25 protein-coding genes are annotated in these 25,918 nt (G+C 66.5%); 14 read left to right on the top strand and 11 right to left on the bottom strand.

Features of this window, described 5'->3' with window-relative positions:
• Positions 1 to 61 precede the first annotated feature (61 nt).
• From ACFC4D_RS43795 to ACFC4D_RS43785, 3 genes are read right to left on the bottom strand one after another with little or no spacing between them, the layout of a single operon-like run.
• Complete coding sequence (locus tag ACFC4D_RS43795; protein WP_376072492.1) at positions 62 to 1,951, bottom strand: protein kinase; 1,890 nt, start codon at positions 1,949 to 1,951, stop codon at positions 62 to 64.
• Positions 1,952 to 2,002: 51 nt separating this feature from the next.
• The gene (locus ACFC4D_RS43790) at positions 2,003 to 2,662 is read right to left on the bottom strand and encodes a response regulator (protein ID WP_376072542.1); all 660 of its coding nucleotides are present in this window, start codon (positions 2,660 to 2,662) and stop codon (positions 2,003 to 2,005) included.
• A gap of 13 nt (positions 2,663 to 2,675) precedes the next feature.
• On the bottom strand, positions 2,676 to 4,061 hold the full coding sequence (locus tag ACFC4D_RS43785) for a sensor histidine kinase (RefSeq protein WP_376072489.1): 1,386 nt from the start codon (positions 4,059 to 4,061) through the stop codon (positions 2,676 to 2,678).
• Positions 4,062 to 4,260: 199 nt separating this feature from the next.
• Between ACFC4D_RS43785 and ACFC4D_RS43780 the strand changes: the two genes are divergently transcribed.
• From ACFC4D_RS43780 to gatB, 4 genes are read left to right on the top strand one after another with little or no spacing between them, the layout of a single operon-like run.
• On the top strand, positions 4,261 to 4,590 hold the full coding sequence (locus tag ACFC4D_RS43780) for a hypothetical protein (RefSeq protein WP_375954887.1): 330 nt from the start codon (positions 4,261 to 4,263) through the stop codon (positions 4,588 to 4,590).
• Between the two features lie 53 nt (positions 4,591 to 4,643).
• Positions 4,644 to 5,405 (top strand): ABC transporter ATP-binding protein, encoded by a 762-nt coding sequence (locus tag ACFC4D_RS43775; RefSeq protein WP_364630245.1) that lies wholly within the window; start codon positions 4,644 to 4,646, stop codon positions 5,403 to 5,405.
• Positions 5,402 to 7,897, top strand: a complete 2,496-nt coding sequence (locus ACFC4D_RS43770) for an ABC transporter permease (RefSeq protein ID WP_376072486.1) — start codon at positions 5,402 to 5,404, stop codon at positions 7,895 to 7,897. The genes ACFC4D_RS43775 and ACFC4D_RS43770 overlap by 4 nt, the downstream gene beginning before the upstream one ends.
• A 14-nt stretch (positions 7,898 to 7,911) precedes the next feature.
• A complete protein-coding gene (gatB, locus tag ACFC4D_RS43765) occupies positions 7,912 to 9,426 on the top strand; it encodes an Asp-tRNA(Asn)/Glu-tRNA(Gln) amidotransferase subunit GatB (protein ID WP_376072483.1) in 1,515 nt (504 codons plus the stop codon).
• Between the two features lie 121 nt (positions 9,427 to 9,547).
• On the opposite strand, the gene ACFC4D_RS43760 is transcribed toward gatB, so the two are convergent.
• A complete protein-coding gene (locus ACFC4D_RS43760; RefSeq protein ID WP_376072480.1) occupies positions 9,548 to 10,696 on the bottom strand; it encodes a PQQ-dependent sugar dehydrogenase in 1,149 nt (382 codons plus the stop codon).
• Positions 10,697 to 10,831: 135 nt separating this feature from the next.
• Between ACFC4D_RS43760 and ACFC4D_RS43755 the strand changes: the two genes are divergently transcribed.
• A complete protein-coding gene (locus ACFC4D_RS43755) occupies positions 10,832 to 11,773 on the top strand; it encodes a DoxX family protein (RefSeq protein ID WP_376072477.1) in 942 nt (313 codons plus the stop codon).
• A 75-nt stretch (positions 11,774 to 11,848) separates the two neighbouring features.
• On the opposite strand, the gene ACFC4D_RS43750 is transcribed toward ACFC4D_RS43755, so the two are convergent.
• The 4 genes from ACFC4D_RS43750 to ACFC4D_RS43735 all read right to left on the bottom strand — a co-directional run bounded on the left by ACFC4D_RS43750 (position 11,849) and on the right by ACFC4D_RS43735 (position 15,199).
• Positions 11,849 to 12,148, bottom strand: coding sequence for a hypothetical protein (locus ACFC4D_RS43750; protein WP_376072474.1), 300 nt, complete (start codon positions 12,146 to 12,148; stop codon positions 11,849 to 11,851).
• Positions 12,149 to 12,160: 12 nt separating this feature from the next.
• Positions 12,161 to 14,002 (bottom strand): dihydroxy-acid dehydratase, encoded by a 1,842-nt coding sequence (gene ilvD / locus ACFC4D_RS43745; protein WP_375954879.1) that lies wholly within the window; start codon positions 14,000 to 14,002, stop codon positions 12,161 to 12,163.
• A 128-nt stretch (positions 14,003 to 14,130) separates the two neighbouring features.
• A complete protein-coding gene (locus tag ACFC4D_RS43740) occupies positions 14,131 to 14,934 on the bottom strand; it encodes a PH domain-containing protein (RefSeq protein ID WP_375954877.1) in 804 nt (267 codons plus the stop codon).
• A gap of 91 nt (positions 14,935 to 15,025) precedes the next feature.
• The gene (locus tag ACFC4D_RS43735) at positions 15,026 to 15,199 is read right to left on the bottom strand and encodes a hypothetical protein (protein ID WP_376072471.1); all 174 of its coding nucleotides are present in this window, start codon (positions 15,197 to 15,199) and stop codon (positions 15,026 to 15,028) included.
• A 34-nt stretch (positions 15,200 to 15,233) separates the two neighbouring features.
• Between ACFC4D_RS43735 and ACFC4D_RS43730 the strand changes: the two genes are divergently transcribed.
• The 3 genes from ACFC4D_RS43730 to ilvC are packed head-to-tail and all read left to right on the top strand — an operon-like array spanning position 15,234 to position 18,745.
• Complete coding sequence (locus ACFC4D_RS43730; protein WP_364630270.1) at positions 15,234 to 17,186, top strand: acetolactate synthase large subunit; 1,953 nt, start codon at positions 15,234 to 15,236, stop codon at positions 17,184 to 17,186.
• Positions 17,183 to 17,686 carry an acetolactate synthase small subunit gene (gene ilvN / locus ACFC4D_RS43725; protein WP_153810031.1) on the top strand — a complete coding sequence of 168 codons (504 nt, stop codon included), beginning with the start codon at positions 17,183 to 17,185 and terminating at the stop codon, positions 17,684 to 17,686. The genes ACFC4D_RS43730 and ilvN overlap by 4 nt, the downstream gene beginning before the upstream one ends.
• Before the next feature lie 57 nt (positions 17,687 to 17,743).
• Positions 17,744 to 18,745, top strand: a complete 1,002-nt coding sequence (gene ilvC, locus ACFC4D_RS43720; protein ID WP_364632745.1) for a ketol-acid reductoisomerase — start codon at positions 17,744 to 17,746, stop codon at positions 18,743 to 18,745.
• A gap of 3 nt (positions 18,746 to 18,748) precedes the next feature.
• Here the strand turns inward: ilvC and ACFC4D_RS43715 are convergent, their stop codons facing one another.
• Positions 18,749 to 19,411 (bottom strand): hypothetical protein, encoded by a 663-nt coding sequence (locus tag ACFC4D_RS43715; protein ID WP_376072468.1) that lies wholly within the window; start codon positions 19,409 to 19,411, stop codon positions 18,749 to 18,751.
• 79 nt (positions 19,412 to 19,490) lie between these two features.
• Here ACFC4D_RS43715 and ACFC4D_RS43710 point away from each other — a divergent pair, with 79 nt between their 5' ends.
• The 4 genes from ACFC4D_RS43710 to ACFC4D_RS43695 all read left to right on the top strand — a co-directional run bounded on the left by ACFC4D_RS43710 (position 19,491) and on the right by ACFC4D_RS43695 (position 22,674).
• Positions 19,491 to 20,309, top strand: a complete 819-nt coding sequence (locus tag ACFC4D_RS43710; RefSeq protein WP_376072465.1) for a TetR/AcrR family transcriptional regulator — start codon at positions 19,491 to 19,493, stop codon at positions 20,307 to 20,309.
• A gap of 63 nt (positions 20,310 to 20,372) precedes the next feature.
• On the top strand, positions 20,373 to 20,897 hold the full coding sequence (locus ACFC4D_RS43705) for a PadR family transcriptional regulator (protein WP_376072462.1): 525 nt from the start codon (positions 20,373 to 20,375) through the stop codon (positions 20,895 to 20,897).
• A 148-nt stretch (positions 20,898 to 21,045) separates the two neighbouring features.
• Complete coding sequence (locus ACFC4D_RS43700) at positions 21,046 to 21,903, top strand: SDR family oxidoreductase (protein WP_376072459.1); 858 nt, start codon at positions 21,046 to 21,048, stop codon at positions 21,901 to 21,903.
• Positions 21,904 to 21,927: 24 nt separating this feature from the next.
• Positions 21,928 to 22,674 (top strand): short-chain dehydrogenase/reductase, encoded by a 747-nt coding sequence (locus ACFC4D_RS43695; protein ID WP_376072456.1) that lies wholly within the window; start codon positions 21,928 to 21,930, stop codon positions 22,672 to 22,674.
• 69 nt (positions 22,675 to 22,743) lie between these two features.
• Here ACFC4D_RS43695 and ACFC4D_RS43690 read toward each other — a convergent pair whose 3' ends face one another.
• Both ACFC4D_RS43690 and ACFC4D_RS43685 read right to left on the bottom strand, forming a co-directional pair.
• The gene (locus ACFC4D_RS43690) at positions 22,744 to 23,079 is read right to left on the bottom strand and encodes a hypothetical protein (RefSeq protein WP_376072453.1); all 336 of its coding nucleotides are present in this window, start codon (positions 23,077 to 23,079) and stop codon (positions 22,744 to 22,746) included.
• Positions 23,080 to 23,186: 107 nt separating this feature from the next.
• The gene (locus tag ACFC4D_RS43685; protein WP_376072450.1) at positions 23,187 to 23,957 is read right to left on the bottom strand and encodes an SDR family NAD(P)-dependent oxidoreductase; all 771 of its coding nucleotides are present in this window, start codon (positions 23,955 to 23,957) and stop codon (positions 23,187 to 23,189) included.
• 119 nt (positions 23,958 to 24,076) lie between these two features.
• On the opposite strand from ACFC4D_RS43685, the gene ACFC4D_RS43680 reads away from it, so the two are divergent.
• Together ACFC4D_RS43680 and ACFC4D_RS43675 are read left to right on the top strand one after the other, a co-directional pair.
• Positions 24,077 to 24,709, top strand: coding sequence for a TetR/AcrR family transcriptional regulator (locus ACFC4D_RS43680; protein ID WP_376072447.1), 633 nt, complete (start codon positions 24,077 to 24,079; stop codon positions 24,707 to 24,709).
• 285 nt (positions 24,710 to 24,994) lie between these two features.
• Positions 24,995 to 25,900, top strand: coding sequence for a lipase family alpha/beta hydrolase (locus ACFC4D_RS43675; protein WP_376072444.1), 906 nt, complete (start codon positions 24,995 to 24,997; stop codon positions 25,898 to 25,900).
• Positions 25,901 to 25,918 lie beyond the last annotated feature (18 nt).

Below are 25,918 nucleotides of genomic sequence, written 5' to 3'. Positions count from 1 at the left end.
CGCCAGCAGTGTCGCAAACGAGAAACATCGAGCAATGGCCTTGCGACAGGCCGGTACCGGATCAGTAGACATACACCACCGCGTTCTCACCACCGATGCAGGTGACCAATTTCCCTGTCGCCGTGCAGTTCATCGTGTACGCCCGATTTGTTACCGGGCTGACAACCACCACACTACTTGTTGTACCCGGTCGTCCTGTAGTCGCGTCGGCATACGCCCGGCGCACTTCCTCCGCGAAAGGGCAACTGGTAACGGTGGATCCGGTCGCGGACCCGGTGTAGCCATTGAGTACCGGGTACGACAGCTGGCACGGCGACGCGCCCGCGGGCAGCTGTACCGGGGCCGTCGAGGTGGTGCTCGGCGCGGTCGAGGTGCGGGGCTGCGACGTCGGCGCGGTATAGCTCGGATTGCCCTGTGCCACGGTCACACTCGGTGCTTCGTTGCCGGAGCGATCCAGGACTTGCCAGCCCACCGCACCGGCGATCGCGGCGATGGCGACCACCAGTACGCCGATCGAGATCGGCACCGCCATCGATTTGCGACCCGAGCGCTTGTACGGCCGCGGCGGCGGTGGCGTATCCACGCGCGGATGGTCCGAGGTCGGGTAGAGCGACGGATCGGGCGTTGGCGCATATGGGAAGTCCTGCTCCCGCTGCGCATGCCCCCACGCCTGCTGACGGCTGTGCTCGGCCGCGCCCTGCGGTAGCGGGCTGTAGTGGAAATCGCTGACCCGCACCACGGTCGGATCGGTCGGCACGATCACCGGCAGGTCCGAGGTGCCCGGGCCCTCGGCCGGATCGGTCGCGGGGAAGGCTCCGGTGACGTAGGCGAACGCACCCGTATTCGGTTGCACCACAGTCGGATCCGAATTGCGGATGGGCAGCACGGTGGTGGGCTGGCTGGGCTGTTGACCGCGCTGGGCCGGTGCCGGGAACGGCGGCACCCCGGTCGCCGGCACGCCGTGCGGCAGACCACCGGTGGCGGGCGCGCCGGGTGTACCCGGCGTCAGCGCACCGGGCATGGCTCCGGGAGGTCCGCTCGGCAGGGTGCCGGGGGCCGCGGGCGGCACCGTGCGACCCGGCTGCAGATACTCGGTCGGCGCGGCGTCGACCGCACCGCCCGCGAGGGCAGTCCGTGCGGCCCTGGCGAATTCGCCCGCGGTCAGGAAACGGCTATTGGGATCCTTGGCCAGCGCCCGCGCCACCACCGCGTCCAGGGCGGCCGGAATTCCGGCGCGCTGCAGACTCGGCTGCGGCGCGGGATCGGACAGGTGCGCCCGGATCAGGACGCTCATATTCTGCGCGGCGAACGGTTTATTGCCCGTGAGGCATTCGTGCAGTACACATCCCAGCGAGTAGAGATCCGCGCGTCCGGTGACCGGACCGGAATCGTCGAAGCGCTCGGGAGCCATGTACGCGTACGACCCGACGGCGGTGCCCGCGACGGTGATGGTGGTATCGCCCTCGGCGCGTGCGATGCCGAAATCCGCGAGATATGCGAAATCCGCATCAGTCACAAGGATATTGGCGGGTTTCACGTCCCGGTGAACGAGACCCGAGTAGTGCGCGGCGTCCAGCGCCGCGGCGATCTGCTCGATGATGCCGACCGCGCGCATCGGCGACATCGGTCCCTGGGACTCCAGCAGACTGCGCAGATCCTGCCCGCGCACCAGCCGCATATCGATGTACAGCTGCCCGTCGATCTCACCCCAGTCGTGGATCGGGATGATGTGCGGTTCGGCCAGGCGCGCCGCCGCCTGCGATTCGCGGCGGAAACGTTCCTGGTAGGCGGGGTCTTTCGCGAGTTCCTCGGGTAGCAGTTTGAGCGCTACCACCCGATCCTTGGAGGTGTCGTAGGCCTCGTAGACCTCACCCATACCGCCCCTGCCCAGCAGCGAGCGCAACTCGTACGGCCCGAACCTGCCGCCGGCCCGCGATGGCGGTGCATCCACCCCGTCAAACCTCCAACCTCATCAGGCACGATGCGAGAAGTCGCTCGCACCTCACCCCTCGAGGTTGGATTCTCCCGGTGCGACTACGCCATGGTCAAACGCGAACACGATAGCCGCGGCGCGATCGCGTAACCCGAGCTTCCCGAAAATGTGTCCCACGTGGCTTTTCACCGTAACTTCGGAGATGCCGAGCGCGCTTGCGATCTCGGAGTTCAGGCGGCCTTTCGCGATGAGTTCTAGCACTTCGAGTTCGCGCACGGTGAGTTCGGACAGGCGGCTGCCCGCCGGCACGGGCGTTGGACGTGCCGCCCGGTATGCGGTGAGCACCCGCGGGGTCACCGATGGATCGAGCCACGAACCGCCCGCGGCGACCGTGCGCACGGCGCGGATCAAATCCTCGGCGGGGGAGTCCTTGAGCAGGAACCCGGCCGCGCCCGCGCGTAATGCCCCCGATAGCAATTGATCATCATCGAAGGTGGTCAGCACCAGTACCGGCGGCGCGTCCGCGCGCGTGCGCAGGGTGCGGGTGGCCTCGATGCCGCCGATGCGCTTCATCCGCAGATCCATCAGCACCACATCCGGATTGTGCTGCGCGACCGCGGCGGGCACCTCGTCACCGTCGGCGCATTCGCTCACCGCGAAACCGTCACGGCGGCGCAGGATTCGGCGCAGGCCGCCGCGCACCAGCTCCTGATCGTCGACCACGAGCACCCCGACGAGGTGTTCATCCGGCTGCGATGTCACGCGCACTCTCCTGAATTTCCTTGGCCACCATGGGATTCGGTCGGTCGTGCAGTTTGCGCGCCATTGATTGCAGGGCCCCGCGCAGGGAATCCTCGGCGCTGACCGCCATGCACGCCAATTGGCTCGACATCGGTATCTGGGCGTACACCCGCCAGCCGTCGCCCACCGGCCCGGCGGTGAGGGTGCCGCCGAGCAGTGAAATGCGCTGGCGCATACCGGATATGCCCATACCCCGGCCGGGGCGCACGGCCGCGCCGGTGGGCAGGGTATTGACCACTTCCACCTTGATATCCCTGCTGCACAGCATGATTCGCAGCCGTGCCGCCGCGCCGGGGGCGTGCTTGGCGATATTCGCCAGCGATTCCTGACTGATGCGGTACAGCGCCAGGCCGACACCGGCCGAGATATTCGACGGATCGCCGTCCAGGGAGTACTCCACCGGCATACCCGCCCGCACGAAATCCGCCACCAGATCCGGGACGTCCTCCAGCCCCGGCTCCGGGGTCTGCGAAGCGGGCCGCTGATCCAGCAGTCCTACCGTGCGGCGAATATCGGCCATGGCCTGACGGCCCAGCCGCTCGGCATCGGTGAGCGCCTCCACCGCATCGTCCACATCGCGATCGGTTTGCAGCGCGTGCCGGGCGGCGGTGACGTGCAGCAGCGTGATGCTCAGCGAATGCGCGATCACATCGTGCACCTCGCGGGCGATGCGGCGGCGCTCCTCATCGGCGGCCTGGGTCGCCCGGATCTCCTGGTAGTCGCGTTCCTGATAGAGGTAGCGGCGCTGATAGTTCAGCATCTGGCCGGTCATCCAGCCGCAGGTCACCGCGAAGAACCAGATCGGCATGCCGATATCGAGGTGCCCGATGGAGGAGAAGAACATCAGCTCCGCGACCATGGCCAGCGCCAGCGGAATGCTCGCGATCATCGGGGCCAGCGCCGCGATCTCCCCGGCGGCCGCTATGAGAACGAAGGGTGCGGAATCGGTCGGCACCGGCTGGGACAGGAACACCGCCTCGGAGGACATGGTCAGGCCCGCGATCAACAGCGGTTTCGGCACCAGCCCGAAGAACGCGTACAGCGGCCCGGTGCTGTAACTCAGCAGCAGGGCCACGATCGGCAGCAGACTCGGCCAATAGCCCTGGTGATAGCGCTGGAACACGGCCAGGCCCGCGACCGTGAACAGCACGATATCGATGAGCGCGACGATATTGGCCGGATAGCCGAACTGCTCGGCATTGCGCTGGAACTCGGTCACCGGATGTCGCGCGAACTCCCGAATCCGGTGCCCGCTGTCCCGCACCCAGGCCTGAAAATCCCGCAGCGCACGCCCGATCGCGTTGGGGGTGGCGTCGGTCACGTTCATTCTGCAAGGCTAATGGCCGAATCTGACGGCGTACATCGTTCGCGGGCAGGGGCCGTGCTCCTACCGGGGTAGGAGGTCAAGTCGCTGCCGCGGCACGAAGACAGCTCGGGTTCGCCTCCGTAGCGTTCTCGGTCATACCGGTCCGCCGCCGATCCGGCCGGGCCGTGACGGGAGCACCTTCGAAGAAAGGTTGGGGGCCATGACCTGGGCAGATCAACACGCTCGCACCGACATCCTGCACACCATCCTGGACCGCGCCGCGCGAAATCCCGCAGATGCCAGGCTATTCGACGATATTCCCGAACTCGACCGGTTGTTCGGCGGTCGCGAGGGAGTATTGCTCGCACTGCGGCATCGCTGGGAGAACCATCTCTCGGTGAAACTGGATCACGCACTGGCGGAAGGCAAGTCGGCGGTCGAGATCTTCCTCGAGCTCTCCGCCGAACAACCCGCCCTGCGCGCCGTCCTGGACGCCTACGACACCGACCAGCTCTACCAGCGCCCGCGGACGCGGGCGATGGCACGCTGAGCCTCCCACGGGCTCGACGCACTACCGCACGCTGATCTACGAGGGGACGCACCATGCTGGAATTGACCGACGTGACAAAGGAATACCGGGTGGGCGGGCAAACCGTGCGCGCGCTGGACGGCATCAGCCTGCGCATCGAACCGGGGGAGTTCACCGCCATCATCGGTCCGTCCGGATCGGGCAAATCCACGCTGCTGCATCTGCTCGGGGCGCTCGACTCACCCGATACCGGATCGATTCGATTCCGGGACAAGGAGATCGGCGATCTGGACGACGATCGGCAATCGGAATTCCGGCGACATCAGGTCGGCTTCATCTTCCAGTTCTTCAACCTGCTGCCCACGCTCTCGGCCTGGGAGAACGTCGCCATCCCGAAACTGCTGGACGGCACCGGATTACGCAAGGCCAAGCCACGCGCGCTGGAACTGCTCGATATGGTCGGGCTCGGCGAACGCGCCGAGCACCGGCCCGCCGAACTCTCCGGCGGACAGATGCAGCGCGTCGCGGTGGCCCGCGCCCTGATCATGGATCCGCCGCTGATCCTGGCCGATGAGCCCACCGGCAACCTGGACTCCAAGACCGGTGCGGCGATCCTGCAGCTGCTCGGTGACATCACCCGCGAGGGCAACTCGGTGGTGATGGTGACCCACGATATGGGCGCGGTGCGGTATTGCGACCGGGTCATCACCCTGCGCGACGGGCTGATCGGCTCCACCGAACTGGTGGAGCGCACCGATGACGGTGAGGTGCGCACCGTCCCGGTGACCACCGCACCGGCCGCCGACGCCGATGACGCCGGGGTGGTGCGCGCATGATCCAGGCGATCTGGGATCGGCTGCGGCTGTTCAATATCGGCGAACTCCTCGCCCACCGCGGCCGCACCACCATGTCCATGGTGGTGATGGGAGTCTCTGCCGGACTGCTGGTTTCGGTCTTCAGCATCTCCGGATCCATCACCGGATCGGTGGACAAACTCACCCACAGCCTGGGCGGCAATGCCGCGCTCGAGATCAGCGGCGTCACCGACGCAGGATTCGATCAGGCACTGCTGCAACAGATTCGGGGCACCGCCGGGGTGGGGACGGCGGTGCCCATGCTGCGCGAATCCGTCGGCGCGGGCGCGAGCCGGGCGCTGCTGATCGGCGCGGACGCCAGCGTGTCCGAACTCGGCAGTGATCTGGGCGGGCCGCTGAAAGACCAGGCGAGCAAGCTGCTGACCGTCTCCAACGGCGTGCTCATCGGCTCCGCCATGGGGCATAAGGAGGGCGATCGCATTCAGCTCGGCGCGCTCACCGCCACCGTGGCCGGGGTGCTGGACGAGTCGACGTCCAAGAAAATCAATGACGGGCATATCGTCATCGCGCTGCTGCCGGTGGCGCAGAAGATCACCGATCGCGCCGGGCGACTGGATTCGGTGCAGATCATTCCCGCCGCGAATACCGATGTGGATCAACTACGTTCGGCGCTCACCCAGGTCGTCGCCGGTCGCGCCGTGGTCGCCGATCCCGATCTGCGCACCGCCCAGGCGGGCGGATCGGTGCAGCTGGTGCGGTATTCGACGCTGGCCTCCTCGGCGTCGGCGCTCATCGTGTCCGCGTTCCTGATCTACAACGCCATGAGTATGGCTGTGGCGCAACGGCGTCCGACGCTCTCGCTACTGCGGGCCATCGGCGGCAAGCGCGGGCCCATGGTGCTCGGGCTGCTGGTCGAGGCCGCGATTCTCGGACTGTTCGGCGGGATCACCGGTTCGATCATCGGCATCTTCATGGGTCGCGCGGCCATCGACAAACTGCCCGCGGCCATCGTGCAATCGGTCGAGGCGCGCACCGAATACGTGGTGCCCGGCTATGCCATTCCGGTCGCCATCGGTGCGTGTGTGCTCGCGAGTGTGGCGGCCGCCGCCATCGCGGCGCGGCAGGTCTACAAGGTCGCGCCCATCGAGGCGCTCGCACCGGTCGGCACCTCCACGGCGGACACCGTGAATCCGATCATGAAATACGGTGCGCTGGTATTGGGCGCGATCATGGTGGGCGGCGCGGTCGTCATCGCGAACGCCGATATCGGGCGCTACTCGCTGGCCGCGATCTCACTGGCGATCACCGGCGCGGTGGTGCTCTGCTTCGCCGCGACCGGGCCGATCGTGCGCGTGATCGCTTCGGTGGCAAGGCTGTTCGGTGCGCCCGGGGCATTGGGTGCGACCACCCTGGAACGATCGCCGCGCCGGGTGTGGGCCACCGCCATGACCGTCATGATCGGTGTCTGCGCCACCGTCGCCATGGGCAATGCCTCGCGCAATATGGTCGACGCGGCCGCCGCCACCTTCGAAAGTCTCGGGCGCACCGATATTTTCGTCAGCGCCACCGCCATGGAGCAGTTCCCCACCGGGCCGATTCTGCCCGCGGATCTCAAGGACAAGATTCGCGCCATTCCGGGGGTCGGCGAGAGTGGTTCCGCGCAAATGGCTTTCGCCACGCTCGGGCGCGGGCGCGTGATGCTCCAGGGTTATGAGGGCGGGGTGGCGCGCAGTTCCGCGCTGGACGGGACCTCCGAACGCGATCTGGCTCGCATGGCGGCGGGTGAGGGCGTGGTCATCTCCCGCGATGTGGCGCGCTCGCTCGACGTGCACGAGGGATCCGGGCTCGATCTGCCCACGCCCACCGGTATCCACCACGTCACGGTGTTGCGCATCGTGCCGTACTTCTCGGCGATCGCCGGAATCGTGGTGCTGGACTTGAACATTCTGCGGCAGTGGTATCAGCGGCCGGGGGAGACGATCATCGGGGTCGACTTCGCTCCCGGTGCGGATCACGCCGCAGTGTTGAATGCCATCCGGGCCGTCGTCCCCGCCGACTTCCACGTGGCCACCGGTAGCTCGGCGGTGGACGCCATCGCCAGCAGCGTGCGCCAGGGCTCGTCCATCAGTGCCGCGATTCTTTGGATAGTCGTGCTGGTGGCCACGGTCGCGCTGCTCAACACCCTGATGCTCTCGGTGCTGGAGCGGCGGCGCGAATTGGGTGTGCTGCGCGCCATGGGGACCAGCCGCAGATTCCTGCTGCGGACGGTTCTCACCGAAGCGGTCGGCATCGGTGTGACCGGTGCCGCACTGGGTCTGGCGGTCGGGTCGGCCGTGCATTACCTGGCGACGGTGGCGCTGAGCCGGGCCATCTCCATCGACATCCACTACCAGCCGAGCATTCTGCTCGTGATCTACGCGGTCATCGCCCTGATCCTGGCGCTGCTCGGGTCCATCCCACCCGCGTTGCGCGCGGCCCGCCTGCCCATCGTCGAGGCGCTCGCCGTCGACTGAATAGGATGGACGCCATGAGCGCAGCCACGGTCGACTTGATGGACTACACCGACGTCATCAGCCGGTACGAGCCGGTGCTGGGTATGGAGGTGCATGTCGAGCTGGGGACCGCGACGAAGATGTTCTGCGGCTGCCCCACCGAATTCGGCGCGGAACCCAATACCCAGGTGTGCCCGGTGTGTTTGGGCCTGCCGGGCTCCCTGCCGGTGGTGAACGAGAAGGCCGTCGAGTCGGCCATTCGGATCGGGCTGGCGTTGAACTGCTCGATCACCCCGTGGGGTCGGTTCGCGCGCAAGAACTACTTCTACCCGGATCAGCCGAAGAACTACCAGATCAGCCAGTACGACGAGCCCATCGCGACCAATGGCTACCTCGATGTGATCCTCGATGACGGCGAAGTGTTCCGGGTCGAGATCGAGCGCGCGCATATGGAAGAGGACACCGGTAAGTCGACCCATATGGGTGGCGCGACCGGTCGCATCCACGGGGCCTCGCATTCGCTGCTGGACTACAACCGCGCGGGCGTGCCGCTCATCGAGATCGTCACCAAGACCATCGAGGGTGCGGGCGAGCGCGCCCCCGAGGTGGCCCGCGCCTACGTCACCGCGCTGCGCGAGGTGCTCAAATCCCTCGACGTCTCCGATGTGAAGATGGAGCAGGGCTCGCTGCGCTGCGACGCCAACGTCTCCCTGATGCCCAAGGGCGCCAAGGAATTCGGCACCCGCACCGAAACCAAGAACGTGAACTCGCTCAAGAGCGTCGAGGTCGCGGTCCGCTTCGAAATGCGCCGCCAGGCAGCGGTATTGGCCTCCGGCGGCTCGATCACCATGGAAACCAGGCACTTCCACGAAGCCGACGGCACCACCTCCTCGGGCCGTCCCAAGGAATCCGCCGAGGACTACCGCTACTTCCCGGAGCCGGACCTCGAGCCCGTCGCACCGGACGCCGCCTGGGTCGAGCAGTTGCGCGGCACCATCCCCGAGTACCCGTGGCTGCGCCGCGCCCGCATCCAGTCCGACTGGGCCCTGTCCGACGAGGTCTTCCGCGACCTGGTCAACGCCGGCGCCCTCGACCTCATCATCGCCACCGTCGACGCCGGCGCCTCGGTGGACGCCGCCCGCTCCTGGTGGGTCGCCTACCTCACCGAAAAGGCCAAGGAGCGCGAGGTAGCCCTCGAAGACCTCCCCATCACCCCGAAGCAGGTAGCCGAGGTAGCGGGCTTGGTCGAGGCCAAAACCATCAACAACAAGGTAGCCAAGCAGGTAGTCGATTTCGTCCTCGCCGGCGAAGGCGAACCCGCCGCCCTCGTCGAAGCCAAGGGCCTCGGCATGGTCAGCGACGACTCCGCCCTCCAAGCCGAAGTAGACAAGGCCCTCGAAGCCAACCCCGCCATCGCCGACAAGATCCGCTCCGGCAAAATCCAAGCCGCCGGCAAGGTAGTAGGCGACGTAATGAAAGCCACCCGAGGCCAAGCCGACGCAGCCCGAGTCCGCGAACTCGTCCTCGCCGCCTGCGGCGTCACCGAATAACCACCCCAAAACAAATGGCGCACGGCAATCCTGCCGTGCGCCATTGTTTTTCGCGGATCGCGGTGCTGTTCGCTCGAACAGGCGAGTGTGCGCACCCGGAGATGCGCACACCGTCGAGGGTCTAGTCCGGTCCGGAACCCTGGCCGTTGGACGGGGGCGGAATCCGTACGACGCGGTCGTCGTATTGATTGGGCTGGCCGTCGGTCTTATTCACCGTCGAGGACCAGATGTTGCCGTCGCCGCCTATGGCTGCGCCGTCGAGGCGGCCGTATTTGTCTTGGGCGAAGAGGGAGGGGGCGGCGGTTACGGCGTGGGTGTCCTTGTCGGCCTTGGCTATTGCCATGGCTTTTTGGTTGGTGAGGGCTATGGCTACGCCGTCGGTGGCTGCGGCGCAGTTGGCTACGCCGGGGTGGTCGGGCCAGCTCCAGGCTTTGACCGCGGTGCCGTCGGGGCCTATGCGCTGGAGGCGGTCCTCGGTGGCGGTGCGGTCGGTGACCCAGATGGAGTCCTGGTGGTCCGAGCAGACGCCGCCGGCTACGCCGATGCCGGACAGGACCACATCGGCGGTTGCGCCGGGGGCGGGGGAGTTGACGCTCAGCAGCTTTCCGGCCATGGAGCCGTTGTCGTTGGCGGCGTTCGGGTTTCCGGTGTCGCCGGTGAGGACCAGCATGCGGTCGGAGGTGTGGAATTCGAGGGAGCCGCGATTGCCGGTGGGGCCCTTCGGGATTCCGGTGAGGATGGGCTTGGGGACGCCGCCGTCGGTGGAGATGCGGACCACGCGGTTATCGGCGCCGGTGGTGATGTAGGCGTAGATGAGGCCGTCTTCGGAATAGCTGGGGGACAGGGCGAGTGCGGTCAGGCCGCCGTCGCCGGAGGAGTCCACATCCAGCTTCGCCACCTCGATCGGCGCGGGCGGCATGCCCTCATCGGTGGCGACCACCTTCAGGATGCTGCCCGTGGTGCGCTCACCCACCAGCGCGCTCGCACCGTCCGGCAGCGTCACCAGACCGCCCGTGGTGTCCAGGCACGACACCACCACCAGCGGATCGGGATCCACGCACGGCGCGGCCGGCCGCTTGGCCGTACTGCTCGGCGGATTCGGCTTGCTGGTGCCCTGCTCCGCATCCTGCCAGTTCGGCTCGGTGGTGAACGGGGTGGAGGCGCGATCATCGAACCGGGCGCACCCGGAGAACACCAGGGTGCCCGCCAGTACGCCCACCACGATTCTCCGTGCGCCCACCCCGAACCGGCCCGCGGCAACCAAACTCATGGTTGAGACGTTACGGAAAACCCGGCGCGAATGCGCGAACGGGGTGGCCTCGGTTATGACCGACATCGGAACTGGACAGTGGACACGCCCACCGACAGCCGTGTGCAGAGCCCGGTTGCCTAATAGTCTGGCCGCGTGACCGAGAAGCCGACCGAGCCCGCTGCCGACGCGCTGGGCAGTGCCGCGCCCGAAACACCGAGGCCGGTGGGTGAACCGGTCCGCAGCCCCTTCGATTCGCCCACCGAGCAGTTCTCCACCGCCACGGTGAAATCCGACCTCGACACGGTCGCGACGGCGAAGACGGATCCGAGCATCGCCCCGACCGTCAAGTCGGACCTGCGCAAGGAACCGCCGCGCACCGATGAGGAATTGGGCCTGGACCCCGAAGTCCCGCTGTACGCGGAGATGAAGGAGGCGATCACCGGCGCGAACACCGCCGTGCCCGCCGCCGACTCCGCACCCACCTACGCCTTCGCGAGCATCCCGCCCGCCCCGAATGGCGGCACCGAACCCACCACCCGCATCCGCCGTCGCGGCGACGAACGCCGCGGCACCCTGGACCTCGGTCTGCTACTGCTGCGCCTGGTGGTCGGCGGCACCTTCGTCTACCACGGCCTGCAGAAGGCGGCGGGCTGGTTCAACGGACCCGGCTACGACGGCATCCGCACCGCCATGGAGAACGGCGGCTGGAAGCACGTCGATATCGCCGCCCCCATGCTCATCGCGGGCGAACTCGGCGGCGGCATCCTGGTGGCGCTGGGCCTGGCGACCCCGCTGGCCGCGGGCGCGGTGCTCGCGGTGATCATCGATGCCTGGCTGTGGAAGCAGGGCATGGCCCCGGGCTTCCAGTACAAGGCCGAAAAGGTCTCGGTGGAAATCGAATCCATCCTCGCCGGAGCCGCGGCGGCCATCATCCTCACCGGTCCGGGCCGGCTCTCGCTCGATCGCGGTCGCGGCTGGGCCACCCGCCCGTTCCTCGGCTCGCTGGCCGCGCTCATCGCCGCCATCGCCGCCGCGATCCTCACCTATATCTATCTGCACGGCGGCAACCCGCTCGAGGGCGTCGGCCCCTTCTGATCTCGAAACACCGAAACAGCAAGCGGCCCGGGCAATCCCATTGGATTGCCCGGGCCGTTCGCTATGCGCGGACCGCTACCACTGCGTGGCGTTGAAGCGTTCCCATTCTTCGAAAGTCTCCTGGTGCAGGCGCATCACCTGAGTGGACTTATCGTCGATCTGGTCGTTCAACATCGCCCGGTGGGCCGCGATGTTCGCGGCCTCCGCCGGGCTCGCCATGAACTCCTGGTTGGCGAGTTCACGGGACTGGGCGTTCAGCTCATCGGCTTCGGCGAGGAGTGCCTTCGCCTGGGCGTTGCGGGCATCGCAACGCTCCAGCATCGAGGAGTACGCGGCCAGCATCGTGTCGGCTTTGCCGACGTATTCGATTGTCATTCCTGCTCTTTCTTACGGCACCCGCCGCACAGCGCCCTTGTCTGCCGAGGTCGCCAGCGCGGCGTATGCCCGCAACGCGGTGGTGACCGGGCGCTCGCGGTTCACGGGCTGCCAAGGCCGTTCGGACGCTTCCATTTTCACGCGTCGCTCGGCGAGAACTTCATCGGGTACCAGCAATTCGAGGGCACGCGTGTGCACATCGATGTGAATCCGGTCGCCGTTCTCGATCAGGCCGATGGCGCCGCCGCTGGCCGCCTCGGGCGAGACATGGCCGATGGACAGGCCCGATGTGCCGCCGGAGAACCGGCCGTCGGTGATGAGCGCGCACACCTTGCCCAGGCCAAGGCCCTTGAGGAATGAGGTGGGGTGCAGCATCTCCTGCATGCCCGGCCCGCCCGCGGGACCCTCGTAGCGCACCACGACGACATCGCCGGGCTTGATCTCCTTGTTCAGGATCTTGGAGACCGCGTCCTCCTGGGATTCGACGACCACGGCCGGACCCTCGAAGGTGAACAGATCCTCATCGATACCGGCGGTCTTGAGGATCGCGCCGTCGGGCGCGATATTGCCGCGCAGCACGCACAGCCCGCCCTCGACGGTGTAGGCGTGCGCGAGATCGCGAATGCAGCCGCCCTCGGCATCGGTATCCAGCGAGGACCAGCGGTTGTCGGTGGAGAACGGCACGACGGTGCGCACGCCACCCGGCGCGGCGTGGAACAGCTCGACCGCTTCCTCGGATGCCTTGCCGGAGCGGATATCCCAGGTGTCCAGCCATTCGTCGAACGACTTGGTGTGCACCGTGGAAACCTCGGTCTCGAGCAGGCCCGCGCGGCGCAACTCACCCAGGATGGCGGGAATGCCACCGGCGCGGTGCACATCCTCCATGTGGTAATCCGAGTTCGGCGACACCTTGGACAGGCAGGGCACCCGGCGCGAGATCTCGTCGATGGTCTGCAGATCGAAGTCGATCTCACCCTCCTGCGCCGCCGCGAGGGTGTGCAGCACGGTGTTGGTGGAACCGCCCATCGCCACATCGAGGGCCATTGCGTTGTGGAAAGCCTTGACGTTGGCCACATTTCGCGGCAGCACCGACTCGTCGTCATCGCGGTACCAGCGGTTGGCGATATCGACGATGACCCGCCCGGCCTTCTGGAACAGCGCGCGGCGAGCCGAATGCGTGGCGAGGGTGGAACCGTTGCCGGGCAACGAGAGTCCCAGCGCCTCGGTGAGGCAGTTCATCGAATTGGCGGTGAACATGCCGGAGCAGGAACCGCAGGTCGGGCAGGCCGACCGCTCGACCTCGGAGAGCCCGTCATCGGTGACATTGGGGGAGGCGCTGGCGGAGATGGCGGTGATGAGGTCGGTCGGCGCCTGCGCCACACCGCCCACGACCACGGCCTTACCGGCCTCCATCGGACCGCCGGAAACGAATACGGCGGGGATATTGAGCCGCATGGCGGCGTTCAACATGCCGGGAGTGATCTTGTCGCAGTTGGAGATACAGACCAGCGCGTCGGCGGTGTGCGCATTGGCCATGTACTCGACCGAATCGGCGATGATCTCGCGCGAGGGCAGCGAGTACAGCATGCCGCCGTGACCCATGGCGATGCCGTCATCGACCGCGATGGTGTGGAATTCGCGCGGTACGCCGCCTGCCGCCCGGACCGCCTCGGCCACGATCTCGCCGACATCCTTGAGATGCACGTGACCCGGTACGAACTGCGTATACGAGTTCGCGATGGCGACGATCGGCTTCCCGAAATCGGAGTCGGTGAGGCCGGTCGCGCGCCAGAGCGAGCGAGCGCCCGCGGCATTGCGTCCGACGGTGGTGGTGCGTGAGCGAAGCGGTGGCATGGGGTCCTCGGGTTCTCGTCGCAGGGGGCTGATCGGCGACTACGCCGAATGCTTTCGGCGCGTTCCAACGTTACTCCCGCACGAATCGATCCCCGTCAGCGCCTGAAACCTCGCACCCCAACACGCCGCTACTTGTCCGAAGTATCGCTTTCGGGGATGTCCACCTCGTCCGCATCCTCCGGTTCGATGAACGGATCCGGAATGCGCCCGTCCGATGCCTCGACCAAATCGCGCAATCGGTCATAACTGACAGCGGGCAAACTCACATCCGAGTCATCGGCCAAATGCGCCTGCAAGAATCCGCGCTTGGGAATCCGCAGTCCCTTCACCTGGTCCCAGTCGATATGCCGGGTCGAGAACATCGTCCGCAATTCCAGTCCGTCGGCCGAGACCTTGGTGCGAGTGCGCTCGATCCACACCGCCATCGCGACCGGAATCGCGAACAGCACCCACAGCACCTGCGGCATCCCGGAGAACGGGAAGATCACACCCATCAGCACCATGAACACCGCGATATGCGCGAGCCGGGTAAGCCCGATCACCCGCACGCCAGGGTCCGGAATATGCCCGCGCGCACCCAGTACCAGCGCCCGCAACCGCGCGAAATCGACGCCCGGCAGCGCGATGTCCTCGCCGCCGGTGGTGTGCAGATACACCCGCCCGAATCCCGGAATGCGAACTCCGGCAACCTCGGCCCACGGCACCCTGCGCGTGCGCGTCAGCCCGCGAGTCTCCACGCCTTCGCTGGTCAGGTCGGTTTGCAACCTGAGTAGCCAGAGCGGCAGCACGATGATCAGCGGTGCGATGAGGACTCCCGGCAACCACAGCCAATCACTGCGGAAGCGGACCTGCGGGATCGGACCCGTGTCCGATCCGGGGTCGGGGGTGTGGGACGATTGTGCCGGTGGCACGGACTGATGCGGTGATGACACACCCCCATCCTCGCATTGTGTTGAACTAACCCGAACAACCGCTATGTCTCACATAATGAGACACGCATGGTCAGATGTTTGACTCCGCGGCTCATGCGCGCATACCGTCGAGCGCGTGAATCGAATCGAGTTGCTCGTAATCGGCCGGCGCGTCCAGCGCTGAGCCGACGACTACAGAGTCAATTACGTCAGCTCGCAGCTGCGACGCGCCACCCTCGAACAGCCCCCGGCTGTCGAGGGCTTTTTTGTGTTCAGGCAAGTCCATGAACTGGAACGACAAGCAGTAAGGAATCCAGACGGTGAGCGCACCTACCGCCCGACCCGGGCCCTCGGCCCGACGGCCCGCGCCTTCGGCCCCCGCGGCCACGGCTCCGGCCACCACTCCGAACCGCCGCCAGGTCCCGCCCGAGCGGGTCACCGGCGCGCAGTCCGTTGTCCGCTCCCTCGAGGAGCTCGGCGTCGACACGGTATTCGGTATTCCGGGCGGCGCGATTCTTCCCGTTTATGATCCGCTGTTCGACTCGACCAAGGTCCGCCACGTGCTGGTCCGCCATGAGCAGGGCGGCGGCCACGCGGCCACCGGCTATGCGCAGGCAACCGGCAAGGTCGGTGTGTGCATGGCCACATCCGGTCCGGGCGCGACCAATCTGGTGACCCCGATCGCGGACGCCCAGATGGATTCGGTGCCGCTGGTGGCCATCACCGGTCAGGTCGGGCGCAGCCTGATCGGCACCGACGCCTTCCAGGAAGCCGATATCTCCGGCATCACCATGGCGTGCACCAAGCACAACTTCCTGGTCACCGACCCGATCGATATCCCGCGCATGCTGGCCGAGGCGTTCTACCTGGCCGCCTCCGGCCGCCCGGGCGCGGTCCTGGTCGACATCCCCAAGGACGTGCTGCAGGCGCAGACCACCTTCAGCTGGCCGCCGGAAATGCGGCTGCCCGGCTACCGTCCGGTGACCAAGCCGCACGGTAAGCAGGTGCGCGAGGCCGCGCGCATGATCATGGAGGCCAAGGCCCCCGTGCTCTACGTCGGCGGCGGTGTCATCAAGGCCGACGCGTCCGCGGAACTGCTGGAACTGGCCGAGCTGACCGGTATCCCGGTCGTCACCACGCTGATGGCCCGCGGCGCGTTCCCCGACACCCACACCCTGAACATGGGTATGCCCGGTATGCACGGCACCGTGGGAGCCGTTGCGGCGCTGCAGAAGTCGGATCTGCTGATCACCCTCGGCGCGCGTTTCGACGACCGCGTCACCGGTCAGCTGGATTCCTTCGCGCCCAATGCCAAGGTCATCCACGCCGATATCGACCCGGCCGAGATCGGTAAGAACCGGCACGCGGACGTCCCGATCGTGGGCGACTGCCGCGAGGTCATCGCCGAGCTGATCGAAACCCTCAAGGCCGATCCGGCCGCCACCGGCACCCCGCTGCTGGAGCTCGGCGACTGGTGGAAGTACCTGTCCGGTGTGCGCGATCAGTACCCGCTGGGCTGGAAGACCCCGAGCGACGGTTCGCTCTCGCCCGAGTTCGTCATCGAGAAGCTGGGTCAGCTCGCCGGTCCGGACGCCATCTACTGTGCGGGCGTCGGCCAGCATCAGATGTGGGCCGCGCAGTTCATCAAGTACGAGAAGCCGCGCACCTGGCTGAATTCCGGTGGCCTGGGCACCATGGGCTACTCGGTGCCCGCCGCCATGGGCGCCAAGATGGGCATGCCGGACCGCGAGGTCTGGGCCATCGATGGTGACGGCTGCTTCCAGATGACCAATCAGGAATTGGCCACCTGCGCCGTCGAGGGCGTGCCGATCAAGGTCGCGCTGATCAACAACGGCAACCTGGGCATGGTCCGCCAGTGGCAGACCCTGTTCTACGAGAAGCGCTACTCCAACACCGATCTGGGCACGCACACCCTGCGCATCCCGGACTTCGTGAAGCTCGCGGAAGCCCTGGGCTGCCACGGCATTCGCGTGGAGAAGGAAGAGGACGTCGAGGCCGCGATCCGCGAGGCGCAGTCCATCAACGACCGTCCCGTGGTGATCGATTTCATCGTCGGCAAGGATGCGCAGGTGTGGCCGATGGTCGCCGCCGGCACCTCCAATGACGAGATCATGGCCGCGCGCGGCATCCGCCCGCTGTTCGACGACGATGAGGCCGTGGACGAGCCCGCCGTCATCCACGAGGCCATGTCGCATGAGAAGGCCACCCTGACCGCCCACGACAAGGCCGCCCAGAAGGGTTCCGAGGAATGAGCACGACCCACACCCTCTCCGTCTTGGTGGAGGACAAGCCCGGCGTGCTCGCGCGTGTCGCCAGCCTGTTCTCCCGCCGCGGCTTCAATATCGAGTCGCTGGCGGTCGGCGGCACCGAGATCCCCGAGATCTCGCGTATGACAATCGTTGTGACGGTTGAGGATCTGCCGCTCGAGCAGGTCACCAAGCAGCTCAACAAGCTGGTGAACGTCATCAAGATCGTGGAGCAGGACGACGACAGTTCCGTTGCCCGCGAACTGATCCTGGTGAAGGTGCGCGCGGATGCCAGTGTGCGCACCCAGGTCATCGAGGCGGTGAACCTGTTCCGCGCCAAGGTGATCGATGTGTCTCCCGACGCCCTGACCATCGAGGCCACCGGCACGCGCTCCAAGCTCGACGCGCTGCTGCGCATGATGGAGCCCTACGGCATCCGTGAGATCGTGCAGTCCGGAGTCGTCGCGGTGGGACGTGGACCCAAGTCCATCACCGCGACTCGCTAGTACCACCAACACACTTAGACACAGAACCAGAAGGAGAAACCCAAAGTGGCAGTCGAGATGTTCTACGACGACGACGCTGACCTGTCGATCATCCAGGGCAAGAAGGTCGCGGTCATCGGCTACGGCAGCCAGGGCCACGCCCACTCGCTGAGCCTGCGCGACTCCGGCGTCGACGTCCGCGTCGGCCTGACCGAGGGTTCCAAGTCCCGCCCGAAGGCCGAAGAGGCCGGTCTGACCGTCGGCACCCCCGCCGAGGTCTCCGAATGGGCCGACGTGATCATGGTGCTCGCGCCCGATACCGCGCAGGCCTCCATCTTCACCAATGACATCGAGCCCAACCTCAAGGACGGCGACGCGCTGTTCTTCGGCCACGGCCTGAACATCCACTTCGGTCTGATCAAGGCTCCGGCCAACGTCACCGTCGCCATGGTCGCCCCGAAGGGCCCGGGCCACCTGGTCCGTCGTCAGTACGTCGACGGCAAGGGCGTTCCGGCGCTCATCGCGGTCGATCAGGACCCGAAGGGCGACGGCCAGGCGCTGGCGCTGTCCTACGCCAAGGCCATCGGCGGCGCGCGCGCCGGCGTCATCAAGACCACCTTCAAGGAAGAGACCGAGACCGACCTGTTCGGTGAGCAGGCCGTGCTCTGCGGTGGCACCGAAGAGCTGGTCAAGACCGGCTTCGAGGTCATGGTCGAGGCCGGCTACGCGCCCGAGATGGCGTACTTCGAGGTGTTGCACGAGCTCAAGCTGATCGTCGACCTCATGTACGAGGGTGGCATCGCCCGCATGAACTACTCGGTCTCCGACACCGCCGAATTCGGTGGCTACCTGTCGGGCCCGCGCGTCATCGACGCCGGCACCAAGGAGCGCATGAAGGCGATCCTGTCCGACATCCAGGACGGCACCTTCGTCAAGCGCCTGGTCGCCAACGTCGAGAACGGCAACACCGAGCTCGAGGGCCTGCGCAAGGCCAACGCCGAGCACCCCATCGAGGTCACCGGCGCCAAGCTGCGCGGCCTGATGAGCTGGGTCGACCGCCCCATCACCGAGACCGCCTAAGTCTCAGGCGCTTTCGGCGCTGATACGGCCCGGCACCTTTCGGGGGTGCCGGGCCGTTGTCGTTCCCACGGCCAGCAACCAGATCATGGTGAAGCCGCCGAGGGTGGCGGTGGTGCCCCAGCCGTTGGCGGCGTAGAAGTTCGCGGGGGTGTTCCCGAAGAACATCGACGGGACGAAGGCCAGGTTGATCAGGCTGAGGGCGAAGGCCGTGGTCGCGGTCCAGCGGGGGATTAGTCCGGTGCGGCGGACGGCGAAACCGAAGGCGCAGAACATGAGTGCCTCGAGGAAGCGCGAGATGGTGCCGTACAGGATGTAGGTGCCGCTGACCGTGATGGTCGGATCGATGGGGTCGGGGGCCTGGATGACCGCGCCGACCTCGAGGCCGGTGGAGACCAAAGCCACTGTGAGCCAGATGAGTCCGGCATTGGCTGCGATCCCTGCGATCCAATCCGCCTCCGGGAGTGCGCGTTTCACCAGATAGCCGAAGCCGGTGAAGAAGATGATCAGCGTGGTGATGCCCGCGAGCCCGAAGAGGCTGCGGACCAGCACATTCCAGTCCGGCGGCGGGCCGTCGTAGATGAAGTAGAGCGGTATTTCGATCAAGGTGAGCGCGGCCCCGATGATGGCGGCCGCTCCGGTCGCTCTGCGCAGCAGGTCGGTATTCATGTCGGTGATAGTATAAGACTTATACTATAAGGGCTATGCTAATCTCGGCGGCAGACTCGACGAGGAGGAAGCCCGAGGCATGCCCGAGCCGACAATGCCCGATGACCTGGTGCGACTGTGGCGACTGCGGAACGGACCCAGGCTGGGGCGACCGGCCGAACTCGATATCGACCGAGTCGTCGACACCGCGGTGCGATTGGCCGATGAAGGCGGGCTGGTCGCCGCGACACTGCCCAAGATCGCGGCGGCGCTATCGGTGACGCCGATGTCGCTGTATCGGCACATCGGCTCGAAGGAAGAGCTGATCGGACTGATGGCCGATGCGGCGATGGGACCCGCGCCGGATTGCTCGTCAGAGGCGACCGCGGAGCCGAATGCGCACCATGCGACGGGTGGCACGGCGACACGGGGTGACGCAACCGAATCTGCCTCTCCGGCATGGCGTCCCGCGCTCCGCGAGTGGGCCGTGGCGCAGTCGGAGGTCTTCCGCCGCCGCCCGTGGCTGGCACAGTTGCCGGTGACGGGACCGCCGCGCGGGCCGAATGCCATCGCCTGGATGGATGCCGGATTGCGAGCCCTGCGGGAGACCGGGCTGGACTGGGCCGCCAAGATCGGTGTGATCACGGTCGTCGGCGGGTATGTGCGGCAGGCGTTCACGCTGGATCGGCAGTTGGCCGAGAGTCGTGGAGCGGCGAATGTCGATGAGCGGCAGGCGCTTCGGCGGTATGTGCGCGAGCTGACCGCAGTCGTCGACGCCGGCCGCTTTCCCGATGTCACCGCGCTGCTCGGCTCCGGACTTTTCGAATCCGTTCCGGACGCACCCGAATCCGCCGATCAGGACTTCGCGTTCGGTCTGGACCTGGTGCTCGACGGGGTGGCGGCCGCCGTCGAGCGCTGAGGCGTGCGGGCGGTGGCGGTCCGCGTGTGATGATGGATTTCAGGTGCGAGGAAAGGCTATTGGATGTCGTTGCGGCACGGTTTGCTCGGATTGCTCGCCGAGGGTCCGGCGAGCGGATATGACCTGGCGCAGCGGTTTCAGGAGGCGCTCGGCCCGGTGTGGCCCGCACGGCATCCGAAGATCTACGCGGAGTTGGCCCGATTGCTCGACGGCGGCCTGATCGAGTTGGACAGTGAGGGTGCGCGCGGCCGCAAGTCGTATCGGATCACCGAAAGCGGTCTGGCGGAGGTGCGGCGCTGGCTCACCGAGGAGGATGTCGACCACACGCTGCGGGTGGAGCCGCTGCTGCGCTCATTCTTCTTCTGGCTCATGGACTCCGAGGATCTGGATCGGCATCTGGAGCAGGAGGAGAAGTTCTTCAGCGATACCGCGGCCATGTATCGGGAGTTGGCGGCGGCCAAGGATCGCGGGGATTTCGGGACCGAACCGCACAATCGCTCCAAGCGGATTTCCATCGAGGCCGGTATCCGGCTGTACGACGCGCTGGCCGAATGGGCGGAGTGGGCGCGCGAGGAGAACAAGCGGTAAGCGCTGGTAGTTCACGGTAATCGATAGGGCGGCAGCTGTTTTCGGTCGTTCGTGGTTGAGTTGTTCCCATTGACATGTCCCAAGGGACATGTACTCTGGGTCATGCACCTGGGGGGTGCCATTCAACGATTCGATCCCGAGGATCACCATGGCAACGAATAGTTCCGTTCGTGCAGTCCTGATCACTGGAGCCACCGGCGGTATCGGCAAAGCGACCGCGATCACATTGGCCGACAAGGGTTTTCACGTCTACGCCGGAGTGCGTACCGCAACTCCGGAGCTGGACGTCAGCGGTATCACCCAAATCCGCGTCGATGTCACCGACCCGGACAGCATTGCCGCAGCCGTCGACGAGGTGGCGAAACGTCAAGACGGCGCAGGCTTGTACGCGCTGATCAACAATGCCGGAGTCCTGGTCCAGGGCCCGGTCGAACTGGTCCCGGCCGCCGAACTGCGCCGCCAGTTCCAAGTCAATGTCGGCGGCCCGGTGCAGATGATCCAGGGGTTTCTGCCGCTGCTGCGCGCCGGTGGCGGGCGGATCATCAATATCAGCGCCGCCAGCGCGCGCGTATCGCTGCCGTTCCTGGGGCCGATCGCCGCGAGCAAAGCTGCGCTGGAATCGTTTTCGGACGCGCTGCGAGTCGAGTTGACGCCCTGGGGGATTCCGGTGTCGGTCATCCAACCCGGTGCGATGCGAACGGAGATCTTCGCCAAGTCCGGCGCTGCGGCGCAGGAGGCGCGAGCGGAGGCGGATCCGCGCACGGTGGCGCTCTATGAACAGCAGCTCATCGCCCTCGACAAGGTGATGGCCGCCCAGCGCTTCGCCCCGGTCGATATCGCGGTGACCGTGATCGTCAAGGCGGTCGAGTCCCGCGCTCCGAAGCCGTATTACACGGCGGGATCGGATGCGCGCCAAGCCGTTTGGCTGAGCCGTCTCTCCCCGCGGCTGCGGGACCGCCTGATCGCCCGCGCCCTGGACGTCTCCGGAATCCAAGCCGCGCACTGACCGATCGAAAGAGAAAGTCGAACAATGGATTTGGGACTCTCCGGGCGCACCGCGCTCATTACCGGAGCCTCGGCGGGCATAGGAGCGGCCATGGCCGAGGTCTTCGCCGCCGAAGGCTGCCACCTACATCTCGCCGCGCGCGGCAAAGAACAACTCGACGATATCGCCGACCGTCTGCGCGCCGAGTGCGGCGTGCGCATAGACACCCATCGCGTCGATCTGCGCGTTCACGCCGATATCGAACGCCTCGCCGAAGTGACCGACGGCCCGCACATTCTGATCAACAACGCCGGTGACATCCCCGCCGGATCCCTTGCGGCCGTGGACGATACCGCCTGGCGGCACGGTTGGGAGCTCAAGGTCTTCGGCTATATCGGCCTGACCCGGCTGGTGTACGAGCGCATGAAACAGCGGGGTCGAGGCGTCATCATCAATGACATCGGCGCGGCGGGGGAGCGTCCCGACTTCGATTACATCGCGGGCAGCACCGGCAATGCCGCGCTCATGGCCTTCACCCGTGCCCTGGGCGGTCGCAGCTGGCGCGACGGTATTCGCGTGGTCGGCATCAATCCGGGTCCGGTTGCGACAGAACGCATTACGAAACTGATCGATTCCAGCGATCGATTCCGCGCCATGGCGGCCGATTTCCCCTTCGCCCGCCCGGCCGAACCGCGTGAAATCGCCGATGCGGCAGCGTTTCTCGCCTCGGATCGTTCCGCGTACACCTCGGGCATGATCCTGACCGTCGACGGCGGGTTGAGCGCGGCCTGATCGGCTGGTCTCGGACATGCGGCGGCCCGGCATCCCAACCGATGCCGGGCCGCGTTCCTCTCGGGGGTATCAGCTTCCGAAGGATCCGGTCGGAAGCCACTGCCGCAGCAGGGATCGCAGCGGATCGTGCCCGCGATTCCACTGGTCGCGGTCGTCCCAGTGATCATGCCGATCGTTGCGGTCCCAGGGATTATTGCGATCCCACGGATTGTTCCGGTTCCAGGGATTGTTCCAATCGTCGCGGTCGTTGTGGTGCGGCCGGTTGATTTCGGTGACGTCCGGTCCGGCGGTGGTGTCCGCCATGGCCGGAACCGCTACCGCGGTAAGGGGAATCGCGGCGATCGCCCCGGCCACGGCAACCCGGGCGATCATCCGTCGTGCGGAATTGTTTCTCGGCGAGCTCATATCGTTCACTGTGCCGAACTCGGGCATCGAAAAGATATGGCTTGAAAGGAGTTCGGTGAGAATTCAGGGTGCGGCTACGTCTCGGGGATGACTTTTCCCCGAGCCCGTCAGTAGTGGGTGCCGCCGTCGATGCGGATCTCGGTGCCGGTGATGAACGCGCCGTCATCGGAGGCGAGCATCGCGACCACGCCGGCGACGGTATCGGGCGAGGCGAAGCCCTGGCCGATACCGGGGGCCAGCTTCATGAACAGGCTCAGATCGGCGTCGGCGGGCAGTCCCGGGCCGCGGCCGTCGGTCATATCGCTCGAAATCGAGCCCGGGGCGACGGCGACCACGCGCAAGCCCTGCTTGCTGTATTCGGCGGCGAGCGCGTGCGTCATGGACATGATGCCGCCCTTGGACGCCGCGTACGCGGACATGTACGGGTGCGCGAAGAACGCCGAGGTCGAGGTGAAATTGACGATGACGCCCTTATCCGAGGCGAGCAGTGCGGGCAGCGCCTCGCGGATCATCAGGAAGGTGCCGGTCAAATTCACGGTGATGATCTTGGTGAAATCGGCGAGCGGCATTTCGTGGGTATGCGCGGACCGCAGAATTCCGGCGGCATTGATCAGCGCGTCCAGCCCGCCGAGATACTCCAGCGCGGTGGCGACGCCCGCCCGCACCGAATCCTCATTGCCGATATCGACGGTGACGGTGCTGAGTCGCTCGGCAGTGCCCTGCTCGGCGGCCTGTTTGACGGTTTCGGCGAGCCCGGCCTCGTTGACATCGGCGGCGACGACCCGCCCGCCCTCGCTGAGCACGCGGTGCACGGTGGCCCGGCCGATACCCGAGCCAGCGCCGGTGATGAGTACTCGGCGATCGGTGAAACGCTCCATTGCGAACTTCTCCTCTATGGTCTCGATCCCCCGTACTTGACACGCTACGCCTACATGGCACGTCGTGCCAGATCGGCATCCGGAGACTAGGATGGGAGCACCCGACCAAAGGACATCCCATGCCCGTTGCCGAGCAGCGCCCCACCCTGGCCGAGCGCCGCAAAGCCGAAACGCGCCTGGATATCGCCCGCATCGCCGCGCGGCTGTTCGCCGAACACGGCACCGCCGAGGTCACCGCCGATCGCATCGCCGCCGAAGCGGGCATCGGCCTGCGCACCTTCTACCGCTACGCGCGCACCAAGGAAGACGCGGTCGAACCCATGCTCACCACCGGCGCGCAACGTTGGATCGAAGCGATCTCGACCGGCCCGCACCGCCTGCCCACCCTCGCCGAACTCGAGGTCGCCGCGGTACAGGCGGTGACCGTCGAGGTGGGGGAGGACTTCGAACTCACCCGCGGCCTGCTGCGCGCCATGGAAACCGATCCGGCCCTGCGCGCGGTCTGGCATCGCATAAATATGGAGGGCGAGCGTGAATTGCGTTGCGCCCTGGCTGAATTGGCGGGATCGGACGCGGACCCGGTGCAACTGCGCCTGCTTGCGGCCGCCGCTGCCGGAGCGATTCGAATCGCGTTGGAGCAGTGGGCGATTGCCGATGAAACCGGGAGCGCCGGTGCGGCAGCAGGAGCTGGGGAATCGACCCCCGCGGCATTGGTGGTCCGCTGCATTCGCGCACTGGGTGCGGGCATATAGCGCTCGGGCACGGGTCTTCGTTCTCGGGCAGCGGTCGTAGTCGGCGGCTCTCGGACCGCGGCTATAGCGGCTCGTGGGCGACGGCCATAGTCGACTCTCGGGTGGCAGGCCGTAATCGGCTCGCGGGAGGATCCTGTGCGACCGCTGTCCCTCAACGGCGTTTCGTCCCCATTCCTCGCATTCGCGCCCGCTAAGGTACGCCGAGCGACCTTCTGGCTACCTACCATGCGTGCCGACCCGCGGAGGAATCAGTTGTATCGAATCTGTAGTCGTATCGGTCTTTCCGTGGCAGCGGCGGTAGCCCTGCTCATCACCGCGGGCACCGCCTCCGCCGAACCCGAGCAACTCCCGGTCAACTACTCGGTGGCGCAGTGGTTCATCGACGCCAACACCGCCAAGGCCCCCTTCACCCCGCCCGGCGGCAATGACTGGACCTGCGTCCCTACCGCCGCCCACCCCGAACCCGTGGTCCTGGTGCACGGCATCGCGGGCAACGGCGCGGGCTGGCCCGCCATGTCCCCGTTGCTGCACAACAACGGCTACTGCGTCTACTCCGTCACCTACGGCATCTACCCCGGCCAGGGCGGTCTCATCGCAGGTGCGGGCGGACTGGAACCAATTCCCCAGTCCAGCAAGGAATTACGCGACTTCGTCAACCAGGTCCTACAGCAGACCGGCGCTCAAAAGGTCAACCTCCTCACCTGGTCCGAAGGCACCCTGGTAGCCGCCAACTACCTCCTCTTCGACGGCGGCAACGAGGTAGTCGACCAATCCTTCAACCTCGTCCCCATCTGGGCGGGCACCCACGCCGCCGACCCCATCGTGAACGCCGCCTACGGCCTCAACGTGGCCCCCGAGGTCTTCGCCGCCCTCCGCCCCATCTGCCAAGGCTGCGTAGACATGCTCCCCGTCTCCGACTTCATCCACAACCTCCAAGCCGCAGGCGTCTACGCCCCGAATGTCCACTACACCAACCTGGTAACCCGATCCGACACCGAAGTCATCCCCTACACCAGCGGCATCCGCGAAGCCCCCAACGCCACCAACATCGTCCTCCAAGACGTCTGCCCCGTGAATCTCGCAGGCCACAACAGCGTCTCGGTAGACCCCACGGTCGCCGCCCTCATGCTCAACACCTTCGGCACCCCAATCGAAGTCCCCTGCGCCCCGTCCCCATCACCCTCCATCTGAACCCCGCACTCGCGGCTA

Origin of the sequence: Nocardia sp. NPDC056000 (assembly GCF_042269265.1) — a bacterium.
Taxonomy (GTDB): domain Bacteria; phylum Actinomycetota; class Actinomycetes; order Mycobacteriales; family Mycobacteriaceae; genus Nocardia.
The sequence above is the reverse complement of the archived record's forward strand: the minus strand, read 5'-3'. Positions and strand labels throughout refer to the sequence as shown.

Excerpts from the sequence above, each read along its gene's own strand:
- ACFC4D_RS43785 (WP_376072489.1), bottom strand. The coding sequence starts at position 4,061 with ATGAACGTGACCGACGCCACCCCCAACGCGATCGGGCGTGCGCTGCGG.
- ACFC4D_RS43780 (WP_375954887.1), top strand. The coding sequence starts at position 4,261 with ATGACCTGGGCAGATCAACACGCTCGCACCGACATCCTGCACACCATC.
- ACFC4D_RS43775 (WP_364630245.1), top strand. The coding sequence starts at position 4,644 with ATGCTGGAATTGACCGACGTGACAAAGGAATACCGGGTGGGCGGGCAA.
- ACFC4D_RS43770 (WP_376072486.1), top strand. The coding sequence starts at position 5,402 with ATGATCCAGGCGATCTGGGATCGGCTGCGGCTGTTCAATATCGGCGAA.
- gatB (WP_376072483.1), top strand. The coding sequence starts at position 7,912 with ATGAGCGCAGCCACGGTCGACTTGATGGACTACACCGACGTCATCAGC.
- ACFC4D_RS43760 (WP_376072480.1), bottom strand. The coding sequence starts at position 10,696 with ATGAGTTTGGTTGCCGCGGGCCGGTTCGGGGTGGGCGCACGGAGAATC.
- ACFC4D_RS43750 (WP_376072474.1), bottom strand. The coding sequence starts at position 12,148 with ATGACAATCGAATACGTCGGCAAAGCCGACACGATGCTGGCCGCGTAC.
- ilvD (WP_375954879.1), bottom strand. The coding sequence starts at position 14,002 with ATGCCACCGCTTCGCTCACGCACCACCACCGTCGGACGCAATGCCGCG.
- ACFC4D_RS43735 (WP_376072471.1), bottom strand. The coding sequence starts at position 15,199 with ATGGACTTGCCTGAACACAAAAAAGCCCTCGACAGCCGGGGGCTGTTC.
- ilvN (WP_153810031.1), top strand. The coding sequence starts at position 17,183 with ATGAGCACGACCCACACCCTCTCCGTCTTGGTGGAGGACAAGCCCGGC.
- ilvC (WP_364632745.1), top strand. The coding sequence starts at position 17,744 with ATGTTCTACGACGACGACGCTGACCTGTCGATCATCCAGGGCAAGAAG.
- ACFC4D_RS43715 (WP_376072468.1), bottom strand. The coding sequence starts at position 19,411 with ATGAATACCGACCTGCTGCGCAGAGCGACCGGAGCGGCCGCCATCATC.
- ACFC4D_RS43710 (WP_376072465.1), top strand. The coding sequence starts at position 19,491 with ATGCCCGAGCCGACAATGCCCGATGACCTGGTGCGACTGTGGCGACTG.
- ACFC4D_RS43705 (WP_376072462.1), top strand. The coding sequence starts at position 20,373 with ATGTCGTTGCGGCACGGTTTGCTCGGATTGCTCGCCGAGGGTCCGGCG.
- ACFC4D_RS43700 (WP_376072459.1), top strand. The coding sequence starts at position 21,046 with ATGGCAACGAATAGTTCCGTTCGTGCAGTCCTGATCACTGGAGCCACC.
- ACFC4D_RS43695 (WP_376072456.1), top strand. The coding sequence starts at position 21,928 with ATGGATTTGGGACTCTCCGGGCGCACCGCGCTCATTACCGGAGCCTCG.
- ACFC4D_RS43690 (WP_376072453.1), bottom strand. The coding sequence starts at position 23,079 with ATGAGCTCGCCGAGAAACAATTCCGCACGACGGATGATCGCCCGGGTT.
- ACFC4D_RS43685 (WP_376072450.1), bottom strand. The coding sequence starts at position 23,957 with ATGGAGCGTTTCACCGATCGCCGAGTACTCATCACCGGCGCTGGCTCG.
- ACFC4D_RS43680 (WP_376072447.1), top strand. The coding sequence starts at position 24,077 with ATGCCCGTTGCCGAGCAGCGCCCCACCCTGGCCGAGCGCCGCAAAGCC.